The organism is Lysinibacillus capsici (assembly GCF_003367505.1).
In the GTDB taxonomy this organism is placed as follows: Bacteria; Bacillota; Bacilli; order Bacillales_A; family Planococcaceae; genus Lysinibacillus; species Lysinibacillus capsici.
Genome location: NZ_PXXX01000018.1, coordinates 240,013 through 255,490, shown reverse-complemented (window position 1 = coordinate 255,490; position 15,478 = coordinate 240,013). Strand labels below are relative to the sequence as shown.

Sequence of the window (15,478 nt, the reverse complement as noted above, 5' to 3'; positions counted from 1 at the left end):
TGAGAGTCGCTTATAAAAAAGCGAACGTGATTCCCCACGTTATAGGGGTGCTTTCATGGTATGGTTTACCATAGCCATGATGTAAAGCACAAAAGTGAGAGCATATGCTCTAATATGAGGTGGCAACGCGGTCATAATCGTCCTCTGCAATTAGGAATAATCCTTTTTGCAGAGGGCTTTTTTATTTTCATTCAGCATTCGTCTAGACATTAGCTAAAGGAATCTTTGAAAAAGGAGCAAAATAGCTATGCAAATAACGAGTTCAAGAACAAAAATGAAAACGATCAATGGCGATTCTTTAACACCTATTTTGATTTTTAGGCGTTTACAGGGAAAACATAAATTTTTATTGGAAAGTTCTGCCCAACACGAAGGAGCTGGAAGATTTTCCTTCATTGGTGCTAATCCACGAAAAACATATAAAGGTGTGGGCCAAGAAATCCAAGAGGTTTCCTATAAAACAGGAAAAACATACGTGCATCAAGGGGAACTTTTTGTTCTTCTTAAACGCCTCATGCCACGTATTTCCAATACGACGCAATTTCCATTTTCAGGTGGTGCCGTTGGATATATAGGCTTTGGCGGTACAACGATGTTCGTAGATAAAAAAATAGAACTGCCTGATGCTTATTTTCATGTCTATGAAACGATTATTGTCTTCGATCATCAAACAGATGAAGTGACATTAATTCATACAAATATAGATGCAGAAAAGCAGGAACCTGATTTGGAAGAATTGGCTCAACAAATAGTAAACGGGCATATCAGTGACGAAGCATCTTATCGTTATCAACCGCTTGATACTACAACAAACGAATCATTTGCAACGGTTTTACAGACAATGCAAGCCAACCTACATGATGACATAACAAGGGTAGTTTTGCCGAACCGCCATGTAGCCAATTTTCAAGGTGATACGTTGGCTTTGTATCGACAGCTACGTAAAAAAAAGCCTGCAGCCTATATGTATTATATTGAATTTGAGGATCATGTTGTGTTAGGTACTTCTCCTGAAAGTCTAATCCGAGTAAAAGGTGAAAGCGTTATTGCGACTCCTACAGAGGGAACATATCCGCGAGGGGAAACAAAAAATGAAGAACTAGAAAATGAACGTAAATTATACAACCATGAAAGCATTAGGCAATCACATGCACTTCTTGTTAGGGCTATTCAGCAAGAATTACAGTCGGTTTGTTTCCGAGATTCTGTTCAGGTCATGGAGGCTATGCGTATCCAGCGGTCCAAAAAGGCACTGCACATGACGACTAGGGTAGAAGGAAAGCTTTTACCAATGCTTCATGCCCTGGATGTTTTAGCAGCAACCATATCCCCGCTTTCAGCAACGGAGCTTCCGCATGCAGCTGGTTATTTTGGTGCTCTCGGCTTTATTGGATTTAATGGCCATTTGGATTTTGCCTTAACAGGTCAATCTATTGTAGTTAAACAGGATACCATGCATTTGCAAGCAACAATAACTGTTACCAAATATACAAATGTGCAAAACGTTTTACATCAAGTGCAAGAGGAAGAACAGGCATTTTTACAGTTACTGGTGAGCAATGGGGGGCAAAACTAATGGAACGATTACAAGGGAAAGTACTGCAGGGAACACATCTCATGTACGAAGAAATGCTACAGGCAGCGCAATGGTTATTTCGGGATGATACTCCTAAAGAAGAAATAGCAAGCTTTTTAACAGCTTTAGCTGCGAAGGGAGAAACTGCACATGAAGTAGCCGCATTAGCAACTATTATGCGATCTTTTGCTCTTGATATAGCCGTAAAAGAAGGTAGCTATATGGATAATTGCGGTACAGGTGGAGATGGTCTTCATACTTTTAATATCAGTACAGCTTCTGCTTTCGTGTTAGCTGGGGCAGGTGTCAAAATTGCCAAGCATGGGAACCGTAAAATTTCTTCCTCCTCTGGTAGCTCAGATGTGCTAGAGGCACTAGGTATTCATACAGCTATTTCCATCCCACAAACAGCCCATTTGCTCGAGCGAGAGGGAATCGCTTTTATTTATGCACCGAATGTTCATCCGAAATTAAAGAGAATTGGTGAAGTTCGCCGTTCATTAGGAAAACCGACAATCTTTAATCTTGTTGGTCCTTTAACAAATCCGGTCCCATTATCCACACAATTTACAGGCATTAATCGACCGAATTTTGTCATGGAATATGCCTCAGTCTTACAAATGCTTGGACGTGAGCGGGCCATTGTCGTCTCAGGACCACAAGGCTTAGACGAGGCTTCATTAGCAGGTCAAAATACATTGGTTTTAGTAGATAAAGGAGATCTAATTCCCTTTTCCCTAAATGCAGAAGATGTCGGTCTTCAAATGGCCCCTTTAGAGGCCATCCGTGGTGGCAATGCAGATGAAAATGCGGTGATTATGCAAAAAATATTGGCTGGGGAACGGAGTCCTTATTTAGATACAGTACTATTAAATGCTGGCATCGGCTTATTTGGCTATGGTCAAGCGGAAACCATCAAAGAGGGTGTAGCCATGGCAAAGGAAAGTATTTTTAGCGGGAGAGCACAACAAAAATTAGAGGCGGTTGTAACATATAGCATGCAAATTAAAGAAGTGGAGGTAGGGTAATGAATATACTCAATAAAATATTACTGCAAAAAAAGATTGAGGTAGGTGCTTTATTAGAGCAGCCAGATCCTTTAGCAAACTTTACAGAAACGCCACGTCGCTCGTTCATTGAATCATTGTGTCAAGCTCATACACTGCAAATCATCGCGGAAATGAAGCGTGCTTCCCCTTCAAAAGGGTTAATAGCTGGCGGAGCAGACCCAGTTGCTCAAGCAAAAGTCTATGCACTAGCAGGAGCAGCAGCTATTTCGGTCTTAACAGACAAGGAATTTTTTAAAGGCTCCTTTGAAGATTTAGCAGCAGTTGCTGCTGCTGTAGATACCCCACTTCTTTGTAAGGATTTTATGATTGATCGAGTGCAGATTCGATTTGCCAAGGCGGCAGGTGCATCCATTATTTTATTAATTGTGGCAGCCCTAACAGACGATGCCTTACGTGATTTATATAGCTATGCAACGGGCTTAGGCCTAGAGGTTTTAGTGGAAGTACACGATTGTGAAGAGCTTGAACGTGCTCTTGCGGTAGATGCAAAGTTAATTGGCGTTAATAATCGTGATTTACGTACCTTCGAAGTAAGCCTAGAGCGCACCAGAGAAATTGCTAATGCGTTTCCATTTGATGAGAATCGAGTATTAATTAGTGAGAGCGGCATATGGACGCAGGACGATGCGAAGCTAGTAGCCTCGATGGGGGCTAGTGGTGTCCTGGTAGGTGAAGCTTTGATGAGGAGTGGAGATGCGGGGCAAGCACTACGAGATTTGCAAGTAAGTAAAGAGGGGGCATCGGTATGACAAAGGTCAAAATTTGTGGTCTACAGGAGCAAGAACATGTCAAAACAGCTGTTCATGCTGGTGCAGATGCTATAGGGTTTGTTTTTGCACCGAGTAAACGCCGTGTATCCATTGAGCAAGCCCAACAGTTAGCGAAGCATGTACCACAAGGTGTTTTAAAAATAGGTGTCTTTGTGAATCCAACGTCAGCCGAATTAAAGGAAGCAGTAGAGCGAGTGCCCTTAGATTATGTGCAATATCATGGGGAGGAAACGCCAGCATTTATTCAGGAGCAAGGTTATCCCGCCATAAAGGCATTATCGATACGAGAAAAAGAGGATGTTCAAGCGGCTGCTAGCTATCAGGTAGATTATTATTTATTTGACGCGCCTGGTACAGAGTTTAAAGGCGGGAGTGGTCACACTTTTGATTGGACACTCCTTGAGCAAGTAGGGATTCCCAAAGAAAAATTACTATTAGCGGGTGGTCTCAATGTAGACAATATTGAAGCGGCTATTACGGATGTAGGGCCTTTTATGGTGGATGTTTCAAGTGGTATAGAAACAGATGGAAGCAAGGATTCTACCAAAATACAAGCTTTTTTACAGGCAGTAAAGAGGGGGAGCAGATGATGGGAATATCAATAGCAAATAGTGTACCGACAAAAGAAGGGCGTTTTGGACAATTTGGTGGTCGGTTTGTGCCCGAAACATTAATGACAGCCTTGCTTGAATTAGAAGCTGCTTATGAGCAAGCATTACTAGACCCTGCATTTACAGAGGAGCTGTCCTATTATTTAGAAGACTATGTTGGCCGCGAAACACCGCTCTATTACGCAGAAAATTTAACGAAGGCGCTAGATGGAGCAAAGATTTATTTAAAGCGTGAAGATTTAAACCATACAGGTGCACATAAAATTAATAATGCGATTGGGCAAGCACTTCTAGCCAAACGCATGGGTAAAAAGAAAATCGTTGCTGAAACAGGAGCTGGGCAGCATGGTGTGGCAACAGCTACTGCATGTGCATTATTAAATCTAGAATGTGTTGTATTTATGGGAGCAGAAGATATAAAACGTCAGCAGTTAAATGTCTTTCGTATGGAGTTGCTTGGCACAAAGGTTCAATCGGTGGAAAGTGGTTCTAAAACATTAAAGGATGCTGTGAACGCTGCCCTACGTTACTGGGTGACAAATGTTGAGGATACCCACTATATTTTAGGCTCTGCCTTAGGTCCTCACCCATTCCCAAAAATTGTTCGGGACTTTCAGCGTGTCATTGGAGTAGAAACAAGAAGGCAAATCGTGCAAAAAGAGGGGCGTTTACCTGATGCAGTTGTTGCCTGTATTGGAGGTGGCAGTAACGCAATCGGTATGTTTCACCCATTCGTTGATGATGAATCAGTTGCCTTATACGGTGTTGAAGCAGCGGGAAGTGGTCTTGAAACTGGGAAGCATGCTGCGGCCATCGCAGGTGGACAATTAGGTGTATTACATGGCGCCTATATGTATTTATTACAGGATGAAAACGGCTTTGTCCAAGAAGCACATTCTATTTCAGCTGGGTTAGATTATCCAGGGAAAGGACCAGAGCATTGTTATTTACATGATATTGGTCGAGCTCAATTTGACTCCATCACAGATGCTGAAGCACTGGAGGCACTACAATTATTAAGCCGAACAGAAGGGATACTGCCTGCACTTGAAAGTTCTCATGCCATTGCTTATACGGCAAAACTTGCAAAGACCATGGCAAAAGATCAGATCATTGTTGTGTGCTTATCTGGTCGAGGAGATAAAGATGTTCACACAGTTCGAGCAGCACTAGGAGGGGATGTAAAATGACAACTTTACAGCAAGCGATCGATCAGGCAAAAGCTGAAGGTCATAAAGCTTTTATACCTTATATCATGGCAGGTGACGGAGGGCTAGAGACCATTAAGCCAACTATTTTAAAACTGCAGCAATTAGAGGTAACTGCTATTGAAGTAGGGATTCCTTTTACAGATCCTGTTGCCGATGGTCCAACAATCGAACGAGCAGGAGAACGTGCACTCAAAGCTGGTGTGACATTAAGAAAAGTGTTGCAAACACTCGCGTCATTTAGAGATGAAATAACAGTGCCTCTCGTAGTCATGACTTATTTCAATCCAGTATTAGCATATGGCTTAAAGTCTTTTGCGCAAGCCTGTGTAGCTGGAGGAGTTAAGGGATTAATTGTACCAGATGTCCCTTTGGAAGAGAGCGAGTTGTTACGTGATGCATTAAATCCATATGGCATTGATGTGGTACAGCTTATCTCATTGACAAGCCCTCCAGAGCGTATAGCACGCATCGCAGCAGCTAGTCAGGGTTTTGTTTATGCAGTGACCGTTAATGGGATCACAGGAGCAAGATCGCGTTTTGCTGATAATTTAGAACAGCATTTTGCAAGCTTACGTCAAGCAAGTCCAATCCCTGTGCTTGCAGGCTTTGGTATTTCAACACCAGAGCAAGTGAAAAAGATGGGGGCTTTGGGAGATGGTGTAATTGTCGGTAGTGCCATTGTGACGGCATTGCATCAAGGAGATTTGGCAACGGTGGAAGCATTAGTAGCCGCCTCGAAAGGTATGTTAGAAAAGTCTACTCTTTAGAAGAGTAGGCTTTTTTGATGATGAAAGAAATGGAAAAGTGACGAATAGAAATTAAAAATCGATGGATAAAACTATCAATCTAACGGATAGTGCGCAACCTATAGAAATTCGGTATAATAGCTTTCGTAAGGAAGTGAGCAGATGATTCTATCGAAAAAAAGATGGCAGGTGGAGCGTCCTGACGCAACACTTGTACAAGCATTACAAAATGACTTACAACTTTCTGCGATTGCAGCAAAAATTTTAGCAGCACGAGGCTGCGAAACAACGGCTGAGGCAGAAAGCTTATTAAATATGACTGAGGCAAATATCCATGACCCATTTCTTATGCATGGTATGGCTGAAGCGGTAGCACGAATTGAACAAGCACTAGAAAATGGTGAGAAAATTTTAGTGTATGGTGATTATGATGCGGATGGTGTGACAAGCACAACCGTTATGTTACATGTTTTACTAGATCTTGGAGCAGACGTCTCCTTTAAAATTCCGAATCGTTTTATCCATGGCTATGGTCCGCATGAAGCCCTATTTCGGGAGGCCTATGAAGCTGGTGTACAGTTAATCATTACAGTGGATAATGGTATATCTGGTATTGAGCCTATTCGAGTAGCAAAGGAGCTTGGTATGGATGTCATTGTGACAGATCACCATGAGCCAGGTGAGGAGCTACCACCAGCAGATATTATTCTTCATCCCCGAATACCAGAAGGGCAATATCCATTTGGCGAGCTAGCAGGAGTAGGGGTAGCCTTTAAGCTGGCACATGCTCTTTATGGTGAACTACCAAGCCATCTAATAGAATTTGTGGCGATTGGCACTGTAGCAGATTTGGTTCCGTTGGTGGATGAAAATCGCTATCTCGTGAAGAGGGGCATACAAGAAATGCGTCGTTCCCTTAGTCCATGGGTACAAGCGATGTGTGACATAGCCAGTACAGAGCAGATGAAAATTACAGAAGAAACGATTGGCTTTTATTTTGGTCCACGATTGAATGCTGTTGGTCGTCTAGGTGAAGCAGCTCCTGGTGTCGAATTATTAATGGCGGAGGATAATGCTAAAGCAACCGCATTGGCAAAAAAGCTAAATGCCTGCAATACCGAGCGCAAAGATATTGTGAAAAGTATTACAGATGAAGCCATCGCACTGATTGAAGCAGATGAAAAAATCGGCAATTCCTTAGTTCTTGTTGTTGCTGGCGAGGGCTGGAACGCAGGTGTTGTAGGAATTGTAGCCTCACGTCTCGTTGAACTGTATTACCGCCCAACGATTGTGCTGTCACTCGATCCCGAAAAGGGCATAGCAAAAGGTTCTGCTCGAAGTATTGAAGGTTTTCATCTATATAATGAACTAGCTAAAAATCGAGATATTTTACCGCATTTTGGTGGACATCCTATGGCTGCAGGTATGACCTTATCATTAGAGCATGTGGATGAACTACGTACTCGCTTAGATGCTCAGGCAAGAGCCTGTTTAACAGAGGAGCAATTAACACCTGTAGTGCATATTGATATACCGCTCAGCATAGACGAAATTTCAGCGGATGCTATTGAGGAAATTTCAACACTAGGACCATTTGGCACAGATTTCCCTAAGCCTGTGTATGTGCTGGAGGATGTAGAAATCGCCTCCATGCGTAAAATTGGAGCGGGCGAGAATCATATTAAAATGGAAATAACAAACGGCTATGATAAATTGGATAGTGTTGGTTTTAACAAAGGGCATTTACATGATGAATTAACGTATGGCATCAAAGTTTCCTTTATAGGCGATTTGCAAATTAACGAATGGCAGGGACGTAAAAAAGCCCAATTTATGATCGAGGATGTCCAAACTACAGAATGGCAGTTATTTGATATTCGTGGTATCCGTCAAACAGCTCGATGGCTGAATACGGTACCGAAGGACGTGGCCCGGTTTATCGCCTTTCGTCCAGAAACGATGACCTATTATCAATCATTAATCGGTGCACCTATTACACTGGTTGACCCAGCCCTTTCAAATATTGAACAAAGTGATTACATCGTGCTCTTAGACTTGCCACACAATGTTCAAAAGCTAGAGGACGTTTTACAGAAGACAGCCCCTTCACGTATTTATGCTCATTTTTATATGCCTGACTCGCAATACTTCAGTGGTCTACCTACTCGTGAGCAATTTGCTTGGTATTATAAGTTCTTGAAAAATCGACCAGCCTTTCCGCTTGATATGCATATCGCAGATTTAGCGAAGCATACGGGGTGGCCATTAGATACACTAAAATTTATGACACAGGTGTTTTTTGAGCTTGATTTTGTTAAAATGGAGAGTGGACTGACGACTGTCAACGTGAATGCTCCAAAACAAGCACTAACAGAGGCACCGTCTTACAAACAACGTTCAGAACAGATTGAAATGGAGCAAAAGCTTGTCTATGCTCCTTATATAGAATTAAAACAATGGTTTGATGAACGTTTAACATCAGCGGACGAATAACGTTTCGTAGGAGGAGCAATAACATGGATTTAAAGCAATACGTTACAACGGTTGAAAATTGGCCGAAAGAGGGCATTACCTTCAGAGATATTACAACAATTATGGATAATGGTCCTGCATACAAATATGCAACAGACCAAATCGTAGAATATGCAAAAGAAGTGGGCGCTGAAATTATTGTTGGCCCTGAGGCACGTGGTTTTATTATCGGTTGTCCAGTTGCCTATGCACTTGAAATCGGCTTTGCCCCTGTTCGTAAACCTGGTAAATTACCACGTGAGGTAATTAGTGCAGACTACGGTCTTGAATATGGTAAAGATACGTTAACAATGCATCATGATGCAATTAAGCCTGGTCAAAAAGTTTTAATCTGTGATGATTTACTAGCGACTGGTGGTACAGTTGAAGCAACGGTTCGTTTAGTAGAACAATTAGGTGGTCAGGTAGTAGGCTGTGCATTCCTGATTGAACTTCTAGAATTAAATGGTCGCGAAAAGCTTGGCGATTTAAATATTAAAACACTTATTCAATATTAAGAGCATGGCAAAAAGCGCCCTATACTGTGGGCGCTTTTTTTATACTTCGTCATAGGCTTGAATAATTTTTTGCATTGTTCGCAAGGTATCGTAGAAATCTGCGTATTTTTCGGTTCCAATATCCTCGATAATTCTATCTTGAATGCCTTGCCAAATAGGTGCTGCTTCATGCAGCTTTTCTAAACCTTTTTCAGTGAGCGTTATTTTTTTGGTACGAGCATCATTGGTATCTCGCTTTAACTCAACATAGCCATGTTGCTTTAATAGATTAATATTACGTGTTATAGTGGTTTGATCCAGTTGTAAAATTTCACCTAAACGGCTGATTGAGACAGCTTGTTGAAGGTCAATATGTGCAAGCATTGAATATTGTGTAACTTTTAAACCTGTAGGCTGTAGCAGCTTATCATATAATTGTGTGACAACCCTTGTTTTTTTTCTAAGGTTTGCACAAACACAAATTTGTGTATAATCAATATTTTTAAGTTGATTCTTCATCGACAGTACTCCTTTAAGGGGATTCTACTAATTATAAGTATACACCCAATAACTAGAAATTACTTCTTGACAGCTTTATGAACGATTACTATGATTATACATGTATATACATATAAATGAAATAAGCAGACTTAAACATGTATATACATGTTTTGTAGTCTATCAAAGAAAAGAAGGTGTTGAGGTGAAGCGTGTTCATTATAGTTGGTTTATTTTAATCGTCACATTTTTCTCGATAATTGTCGCAGGAATTACAATGTCATCATCTGGCGTGTTTATCGACCCTCTTGAAAAAGAATTTCACTGGGATCGTTCAACCATTGCTTTAGCTTTTGCTGTAAGTTTGTTTTTATATGGCATATCTGGACCATTTATGGCTGCGTTGCTTGAAGTCATTGGCTTAAAGAAAATGATGCTAGGTGCTATGGCAACTTTAGTATTAGGAATGACTTTAACATTTTTGATGAGTGAATCCTGGCAGCTAATCGTTATTTGGGGGGGCATTATTGGTCTTGGAGCAAGTCTTTTTTTAACTGTCCTTAGCCCATATGTTGCGAATCATTGGTTTGTAAAACGCAGAGGATTAGCGGTTGGTATTTTAACGGCAAGTACAGCCACGGGCCAGTTAATTTTATTACCAGTTCTAGCTATCATTATTGAACACTATTCTTGGCGATGGGCTATCACATTAATGCTACTCCTTAGTATCATAATGTTTTTCATGATTGCGCTTTTTATAAAAAATAGACCTCAGGATATGGGGTTAACTCCTTATGGACAAGAGGAGGCTATAGAGGAACAACAAATACAGCAAAAGAAGAATCCAATAGCTATGGCTTTTAAAGGTTTATTTGAGGCGATTAAGGTTAAAGCATTTTGGCTCTTAGCAGGTAGCTTTTTTATTTGTGGGCTATCGACAAGTGGATTAATTGGTACTCATTTTGTTTCTTATTGTATTAGCTTTGGCGTTCCTTTAGTCACTGCCGCATCATTCCTTTCTTTTATGGGCATTTTTAATTTATTAGGCACAACTGCGTCTGGCTGGTTATCTGATCGCTTCGATAATCGGTGGTTATTGTTTTGGTATTACCTGTTAAGAGGCGCATCTCTATTATTGCTCCCTTATGCACTTGCACAAGGATCATTTGTTTTATTAACGATTTTCACGATCTTTTACGGACTAGATTGGATTGCTACAGTGCCACCAACCATCAGTATTACACGACAAATTTTTGGTATGCAAAAAAGCAGTATTATCTATGGGTGGATATTTGCTTCACATCAAGCAGGAGCGGCGGTTGCAGCGTATGGTGGAGGGTTAATTTATAAATTTTTTAACTCTTATACATGGGCTTTTTTTCTTGCAGGAATGTTTTGTGCAATGGCCAGTTTATTCGTCATCATTGTTAAAAAACAAACACCTCAGCAAGCATAAACAAAAAAAGTTGAACCTCAGTAAGATGAGGTTCAACTTTTTTAATAAAGAATCTTTTGACATAACTCAAACAAAAGTTTATAATATAAACAAATATAATAAAAGGTGATGCTATGAATGAAAGAGAACAGGCGGTGCTTGCTTTAATTCGCCAGAATCCGTTTATGTCTCAGCAAGAAATGGCAGATGCAATGAATCTGTCGCGTCCTGTGCTTGCTAATTTAGTGTCTAGTTTAACGAAGCAAGGAAAAATTGTAGGTCGTGCTTATATATTACCCGAAGAAAATGAAATTATTTGCATCGGTGGAGCTAATTTAGACCGCAAATTCCATGTCAAGGGCAATGTTCAATTTGGAACATCTAACCCTGCCAGTTCTTCCTTTAGTGTAGGTGGCGTTGGTCGAAATATTGCTGAAAACTTAGGCAGATTAAACCACCAAGTGACGTTACTGACAACGGCAGGTAAGGATGCTGATTGGCAAGTGATCCAAGAGGCTTCGGAATCCTTTATGAATCTACGTTATGTAGAGCAGCTTGCAGAGGCTTCCACAGGTTCTTATACTGCCATCATGGATGAACAGGGTGAGCTAGCACTAGCTGTAGCAAATATGGAAGTTTACGACCTTCTGTTACCGAGCTTGTTGAAAAAACATGAAACAATGCTTGTAAACGCGGGCTGTTTTATTTTGGATTTAAACTGTCCAAAAGAAACAGTGGCGTATATCCAGCAAGTAGCCCTTGCTCGTGATATTCCACTTGTCATTGTGCCAGTATCTTCGCCAAAAATGAATCGACTACCTGAAACATTACAAGGCGTAACTTGGTTTATTTGTAACACAGATGAAGCGGAAACGATTGTTGGACATAAAATTGAAAACGCTACCCATTATGAAAAAGCTTTACAACAGCTCCTACAATTAGGTGCGGAGCATGTCATTATCACGGCTGGTAGCAAGGGCGTTTATGCAGCATCTACAACGATTGCCCCTTGTCATGTTGCCGCTAAAGTGATTGACAAAATTGAAGATGTGACAGGAGCAGGAGATGCCTTTGTTAGCGCTGTTATTCACAGTTGGCTGACTGGACAATCTTTTGAGACATGTATTGATGCTGGATTAACCAATGCAAAAAATACATTGGCATCTCCTTATACAGTAAGACCTGAATTATCAGTAGATTTGTTGAAAAATGAAATGGAGGAATAACAACATGAAAGAATTCATCGTATTATCAGAAGAAGTAAAAGCAGGACAAGCAAAAGGTCTACCAATCGTTGCGTTAGAATCAACAATTATTTCACACGGTATGCCATACCCACAAAACGTGCAAACTGCGCGTGAAGTTGAGCAAATTATTCGCGATAATGGTGCAGTCCCAGCAACAATTGCATTAATTGATGGAAAAATTAAAATTGGTCTATCAGATGAAGAACTAGAAATGTTCGGTAATGCTCAAGGTGTTGCAAAAGCTTCACGTCGTGACTTAGGCTACTTACTAGCAACGAAAAAATTAGGTGCTACAACAGTTGCAGCGACAATGATCTGTGCAGAGCTTGCAGGTATTGAAATCTTTGTTACAGGTGGTATTGGTGGTGTACACCGTGGTGCGGAAACAACAATGGATGTCTCTGCTGATTTAGAAGAATTAGCACAAACAAATGTTGCCGTTATCTGTGCGGGTGCAAAATCTATTTTAGACATCGGTCTTACATTAGAATATCTTGAAACAAAAGGTGTGCCAGTGGTTGGTTATGGTACGAATGAATTACCAGCATTCTACACACGTCAAAGTGGATTTGATGTAAACTTCCAATTAGATACGCCAGAAGAAATTGCAGAAATGCTATCTGCGAAATGGCAATTAGGCTTAAAAGGTGGCGCTGTCATCGCAAATCCAATTCCTGAGTCTGAAGCATTAGAGCATGCATTTATTACAAACATTATTGAAAAAGCTTTAGTTGAAGCTGAAGAGAATGGCATTCAAGGTAAAAATGTTACACCATTCTTACTTGGCAAAGTTAAAGAATTAACAGAAGGTAAAAGTCTTGATGCCAACATTGCATTAGTGAAAAACAATGCAGTAGTCGGCGCGAAAATTGCTGTAGCTTACAATCAATTACATTAATCAATTTGTCGAAACAAGGACTCTTTGTGACGTGAAGTCACAGAGGGTCTTTTTTATTAAAAAGAAGAATATTTTTTCCATTTTTCGAACTGTTCACGAGATTAACTAAACTAAATGATACAGTCTCTTTACAATAGACCACAATATTTTATACAATTAAGTTTATATCTAATCTGAAAAATTTGACGAGCAAGGTGGACATGTTATGGCGAAAGAGCAAATTTTGACTCCTGAGGACGTTTTTGAGTTAGTCAAATCCTACATGAATGATGAAAATGTCGCATTCGTGAAAAAAGCATATGAATTAGCAAGGGATGCCCATATTGAGCAATTCCGTAGCTCTGGTGAACCGTATATTATTCACCCAGTACAAGTAGCAGGTATTCTAGCTGAATTACAAATGGACCCAGAAACTGTAGCGGCAGGTTTTTTACATGATGTTGTCGAAGATACGGATTTTACACGGGATGATTTGGTACGTGAATTTGGCGAAGAGGTGGCCGTGCTTGTTGATGGTGTTACCAAACTAGGGAAAATTAAATATTTATCTAAAGAGGCGCAGCAGGCAGAAAATCATCGGAAAATGTTTGTGGCTATGGCGCAAGATATTCGTGTCATCCTCATTAAGCTAGCAGACCGTCTTCATAATATGCGTACGTTAAAGCATTTACCTGCTGAAAAGCAACGACGCATTTCAAAAGAGACGCTCGAGATTTTTGCACCACTTGCTCATCGTCTTGGAATTTCGACTGTAAAATGGGAGCTTGAAGATACAGCACTGCGCTATTTAAACCCACAACAATATTATCGTATTGTCAGTCTGATGAAGAAAAAACGTGATGAACGTGAAGCTTATTTAGAAAATGTGATGGCTGAGATGAAATCACAACTGAATGAGGTTGAAATTGACGCAGATGTCTATGGTCGACCAAAACATATTTACAGTATCTATCGAAAAATGGTGTTACAAAAGAAACAGTTTAATGAAATTTATGATTTATTAGCCATTCGTGTTCTTGTCGATAGTATTAAAGATTGCTATGCCGTATTAGGGATTGTGCATACACTTTGGAAACCAATGCCAGGACGCTTTAAAGACTATATTGCTATGCCAAAACAAAACCTGTACCAGTCCCTACACACGACTGTTATTGGACCTTATGGTGATCCGTTGGAGGTACAGATTCGTACAAAGGAAATGCACAAAATTGCAGAGTACGGGATTGCGGCGCACTGGGCATATAAAGAAGGCAAAAACGTTGATCATCAAAAGCAGAATGTCGACCAAAAATTAACGTGGTTCCGTGAAATTTTAGAATTTCAAAATGAATCTTCCAACGCAGAAGAATTTATGGAATCCTTAAAATTTGATTTATTTTCTGATATGGTTTATGTCTTTACACCTGAAGGTGATGTCATTGAATTACCAGCAGGTTCTGTTCCTATTGATTTTGCCTACCGTGTTCATTCCGAAGTGGGAAATCGTACGATTGGAGCGAAAATCAATGGGAAGATGGTACCGCTTGATACACCATTAAAAACGGGCGATATCATTGAAATTTTAACTTCTAAACAATCCTTTGGTCCGAGTCGCGATTGGCTAAAAATAGCTCAATCCTCGCAGGCGAAGAATAAGATAAAGCAATTCTTTAAACGACACCTGCGTGAAGAAAATATTGTCAAAGGTAAAGAAATGATTGAAAAAGAAATCCGTGCTCAGGATTTCGATTTAAAGGAAACGATGTCCTCCGAAAACCTAAAACGGGTATGTGACAAATTTAACTATACGAATGAAGAAGATTTGTATGCTGCAGTTGGTGTGAATGGGATTACTGCGCAACAGGTCGTAAATCGTTTAGCTGAAAAACGTCGTAAAGAACGTGAGCAGGAAGAAGCACTAGAGAAAATTGAACAAAAAATGAAAAATCCAATTCCACAAAAACGTACGGAATCGGGTGTTATTGTAAAGGGTATTGATAATATGCTCATTCGACTTTCTCGCTGCTGTACGCCCGTTCCTGGTGATGATATTGTAGGTTTTATTACGAAGGGTAGAGGTGTTTCTGTCCATCGTGAGGACTGTCCAAATATTCAAATTGAGGATGAGCAGGAGCGCTTAATTGAAGTAGAATGGGAGCATGGTGTCATTCCTGAGAAAAAGGAATACCCTGTTGATATTGAGGTTTCAGCTTTTGATAGACCTGGCATTTTAAATGAAATCATGCAAATTGTTAGTGAAACGAAAACGAATATTTTAGCAGTAAGTGGTCGTGCTGACCGTGATAAAATGGCAACAATTCATTTAACAATTTCTATTTCGAATATTTCACATTTGCATAAAGTAGTTGAGCGAATTAAACAAACACCTGATATTTATTCGGTGCAACGTGTCATTAACTAATTGATAG

Annotated in this window: 13 protein-coding genes and 1 other annotated feature (1 of these 14 cut by a window edge); of the genes, 12 read left to right on the top strand and 1 reads right to left on the bottom strand. The window is 40.3% G+C overall.

Features of this window, described 5'->3' with window-relative positions:
- Positions 1-148: a binding site (T-box leader), on the top strand; it begins 94 nt to the left of the window's first position.
- 99 nt (positions 149-247) lie between these two features.
- The 8 genes from C7B89_RS16850 (at position 248) to C7B89_RS16815 (ending at position 9,013) form a co-directional block, all read left to right on the top strand.
- Positions 248-1,576: a chorismate-binding protein gene (locus C7B89_RS16850; protein ID WP_054550036.1), complete on the top strand. Its 1,329-nt coding sequence runs from the start codon at positions 248-250 to the stop codon at positions 1,574-1,576.
- Complete coding sequence (gene trpD / locus C7B89_RS16845; RefSeq protein WP_054550037.1) at positions 1,576-2,604, top strand: anthranilate phosphoribosyltransferase; 1,029 nt, start codon at positions 1,576-1,578, stop codon at positions 2,602-2,604. Before C7B89_RS16850 ends, trpD begins: the two co-directional genes overlap by 1 nt.
- Positions 2,604-3,395 (top strand): indole-3-glycerol phosphate synthase TrpC, encoded by a 792-nt coding sequence (gene trpC / locus C7B89_RS16840; RefSeq protein ID WP_115674145.1) that lies wholly within the window; start codon positions 2,604-2,606, stop codon positions 3,393-3,395. Before trpD ends, trpC begins: the two co-directional genes overlap by 1 nt.
- Positions 3,392-4,006: a phosphoribosylanthranilate isomerase gene (locus C7B89_RS16835; protein WP_115674144.1), complete on the top strand. Its 615-nt coding sequence runs from the start codon at positions 3,392-3,394 to the stop codon at positions 4,004-4,006. Before trpC ends, C7B89_RS16835 begins: the two co-directional genes overlap by 4 nt.
- Entirely contained in the window at positions 4,006-5,217 is a 1,212-nt protein-coding gene (gene trpB, locus C7B89_RS16830) for a tryptophan synthase subunit beta (protein ID WP_004226717.1), read from the top strand. The genes C7B89_RS16835 and trpB overlap by 1 nt, the downstream gene beginning before the upstream one ends.
- Positions 5,214-6,005: a tryptophan synthase subunit alpha gene (gene trpA / locus C7B89_RS16825; protein ID WP_103118488.1), complete on the top strand. Its 792-nt coding sequence runs from the start codon at positions 5,214-5,216 to the stop codon at positions 6,003-6,005. Before trpB ends, trpA begins: the two co-directional genes overlap by 4 nt.
- A 141-nt stretch (positions 6,006-6,146) precedes the next feature.
- Entirely contained in the window at positions 6,147-8,477 is a 2,331-nt protein-coding gene (gene recJ, locus C7B89_RS16820; protein ID WP_115674143.1) for a single-stranded-DNA-specific exonuclease RecJ, read from the top strand.
- Positions 8,478-8,500: 23 nt separating this feature from the next.
- The gene (locus C7B89_RS16815; protein WP_004226730.1) at positions 8,501-9,013 is read left to right on the top strand and encodes an adenine phosphoribosyltransferase; all 513 of its coding nucleotides are present in this window, start codon (positions 8,501-8,503) and stop codon (positions 9,011-9,013) included.
- 39 nt (positions 9,014-9,052) lie between these two features.
- On the opposite strand, the gene C7B89_RS16810 is transcribed toward C7B89_RS16815, so the two are convergent.
- Positions 9,053-9,511 carry a MarR family winged helix-turn-helix transcriptional regulator gene (locus C7B89_RS16810; RefSeq protein ID WP_009373748.1) on the bottom strand — a complete coding sequence of 153 codons (459 nt, stop codon included), beginning with the start codon at positions 9,509-9,511 and terminating at the stop codon, positions 9,053-9,055.
- Positions 9,512-9,695: 184 nt separating this feature from the next.
- Here C7B89_RS16810 and C7B89_RS16805 point away from each other — a divergent pair, with 184 nt between their 5' ends.
- The 4 genes from C7B89_RS16805 (at position 9,696) to C7B89_RS16790 (ending at position 15,471) form a co-directional block, all read left to right on the top strand.
- Entirely contained in the window at positions 9,696-10,946 is a 1,251-nt protein-coding gene (locus C7B89_RS16805; protein WP_048392111.1) for an MFS transporter, read from the top strand.
- Between the two features lie 113 nt (positions 10,947-11,059).
- The gene (locus C7B89_RS16800) at positions 11,060-12,151 is read left to right on the top strand and encodes a carbohydrate kinase (protein ID WP_009373750.1); all 1,092 of its coding nucleotides are present in this window, start codon (positions 11,060-11,062) and stop codon (positions 12,149-12,151) included.
- Between the two features lie 4 nt (positions 12,152-12,155).
- Entirely contained in the window at positions 12,156-13,070 is a 915-nt protein-coding gene (locus C7B89_RS16795; RefSeq protein ID WP_115674142.1) for a pseudouridine-5'-phosphate glycosidase, read from the top strand.
- Positions 13,071-13,275: 205 nt separating this feature from the next.
- Positions 13,276-15,471 carry a RelA/SpoT family protein gene (locus tag C7B89_RS16790; RefSeq protein WP_048392114.1) on the top strand — a complete coding sequence of 732 codons (2,196 nt, stop codon included), beginning with the start codon at positions 13,276-13,278 and terminating at the stop codon, positions 15,469-15,471.
- Positions 15,472-15,478 lie beyond the last annotated feature (7 nt).

What these genes read in the sequence shown, in the direction of transcription:
- trpD (WP_054550037.1), top strand. Translation starts at nt 1,576, where the DNA reads ATGGAACGATTACAAGGGAAAGTACTGCAGGGAACACATCTCATGTAC.
- C7B89_RS16815 (WP_004226730.1), top strand. Translation starts at nt 8,501, where the DNA reads ATGGATTTAAAGCAATACGTTACAACGGTTGAAAATTGGCCGAAAGAG.
- C7B89_RS16850 (WP_054550036.1), top strand. Translation starts at nt 248, where the DNA reads ATGCAAATAACGAGTTCAAGAACAAAAATGAAAACGATCAATGGCGAT.
- C7B89_RS16800 (WP_009373750.1), top strand. Translation starts at nt 11,060, where the DNA reads ATGAATGAAAGAGAACAGGCGGTGCTTGCTTTAATTCGCCAGAATCCG.
- C7B89_RS16795 (WP_115674142.1), top strand. Translation starts at nt 12,156, where the DNA reads ATGAAAGAATTCATCGTATTATCAGAAGAAGTAAAAGCAGGACAAGCA.
- trpC (WP_115674145.1), top strand. Translation starts at nt 2,604, where the DNA reads ATGAATATACTCAATAAAATATTACTGCAAAAAAAGATTGAGGTAGGT.
- C7B89_RS16790 (WP_048392114.1), top strand. Translation starts at nt 13,276, where the DNA reads ATGGCGAAAGAGCAAATTTTGACTCCTGAGGACGTTTTTGAGTTAGTC.
- recJ (WP_115674143.1), top strand. Translation starts at nt 6,147, where the DNA reads ATGATTCTATCGAAAAAAAGATGGCAGGTGGAGCGTCCTGACGCAACA.
- trpB (WP_004226717.1), top strand. Translation starts at nt 4,006, where the DNA reads ATGGGAATATCAATAGCAAATAGTGTACCGACAAAAGAAGGGCGTTTT.
- C7B89_RS16810 (WP_009373748.1), bottom strand. Translation starts at nt 9,511, where the DNA reads ATGAAGAATCAACTTAAAAATATTGATTATACACAAATTTGTGTTTGT.
- C7B89_RS16835 (WP_115674144.1), top strand. Translation starts at nt 3,392, where the DNA reads ATGACAAAGGTCAAAATTTGTGGTCTACAGGAGCAAGAACATGTCAAA.
- trpA (WP_103118488.1), top strand. Translation starts at nt 5,214, where the DNA reads ATGACAACTTTACAGCAAGCGATCGATCAGGCAAAAGCTGAAGGTCAT.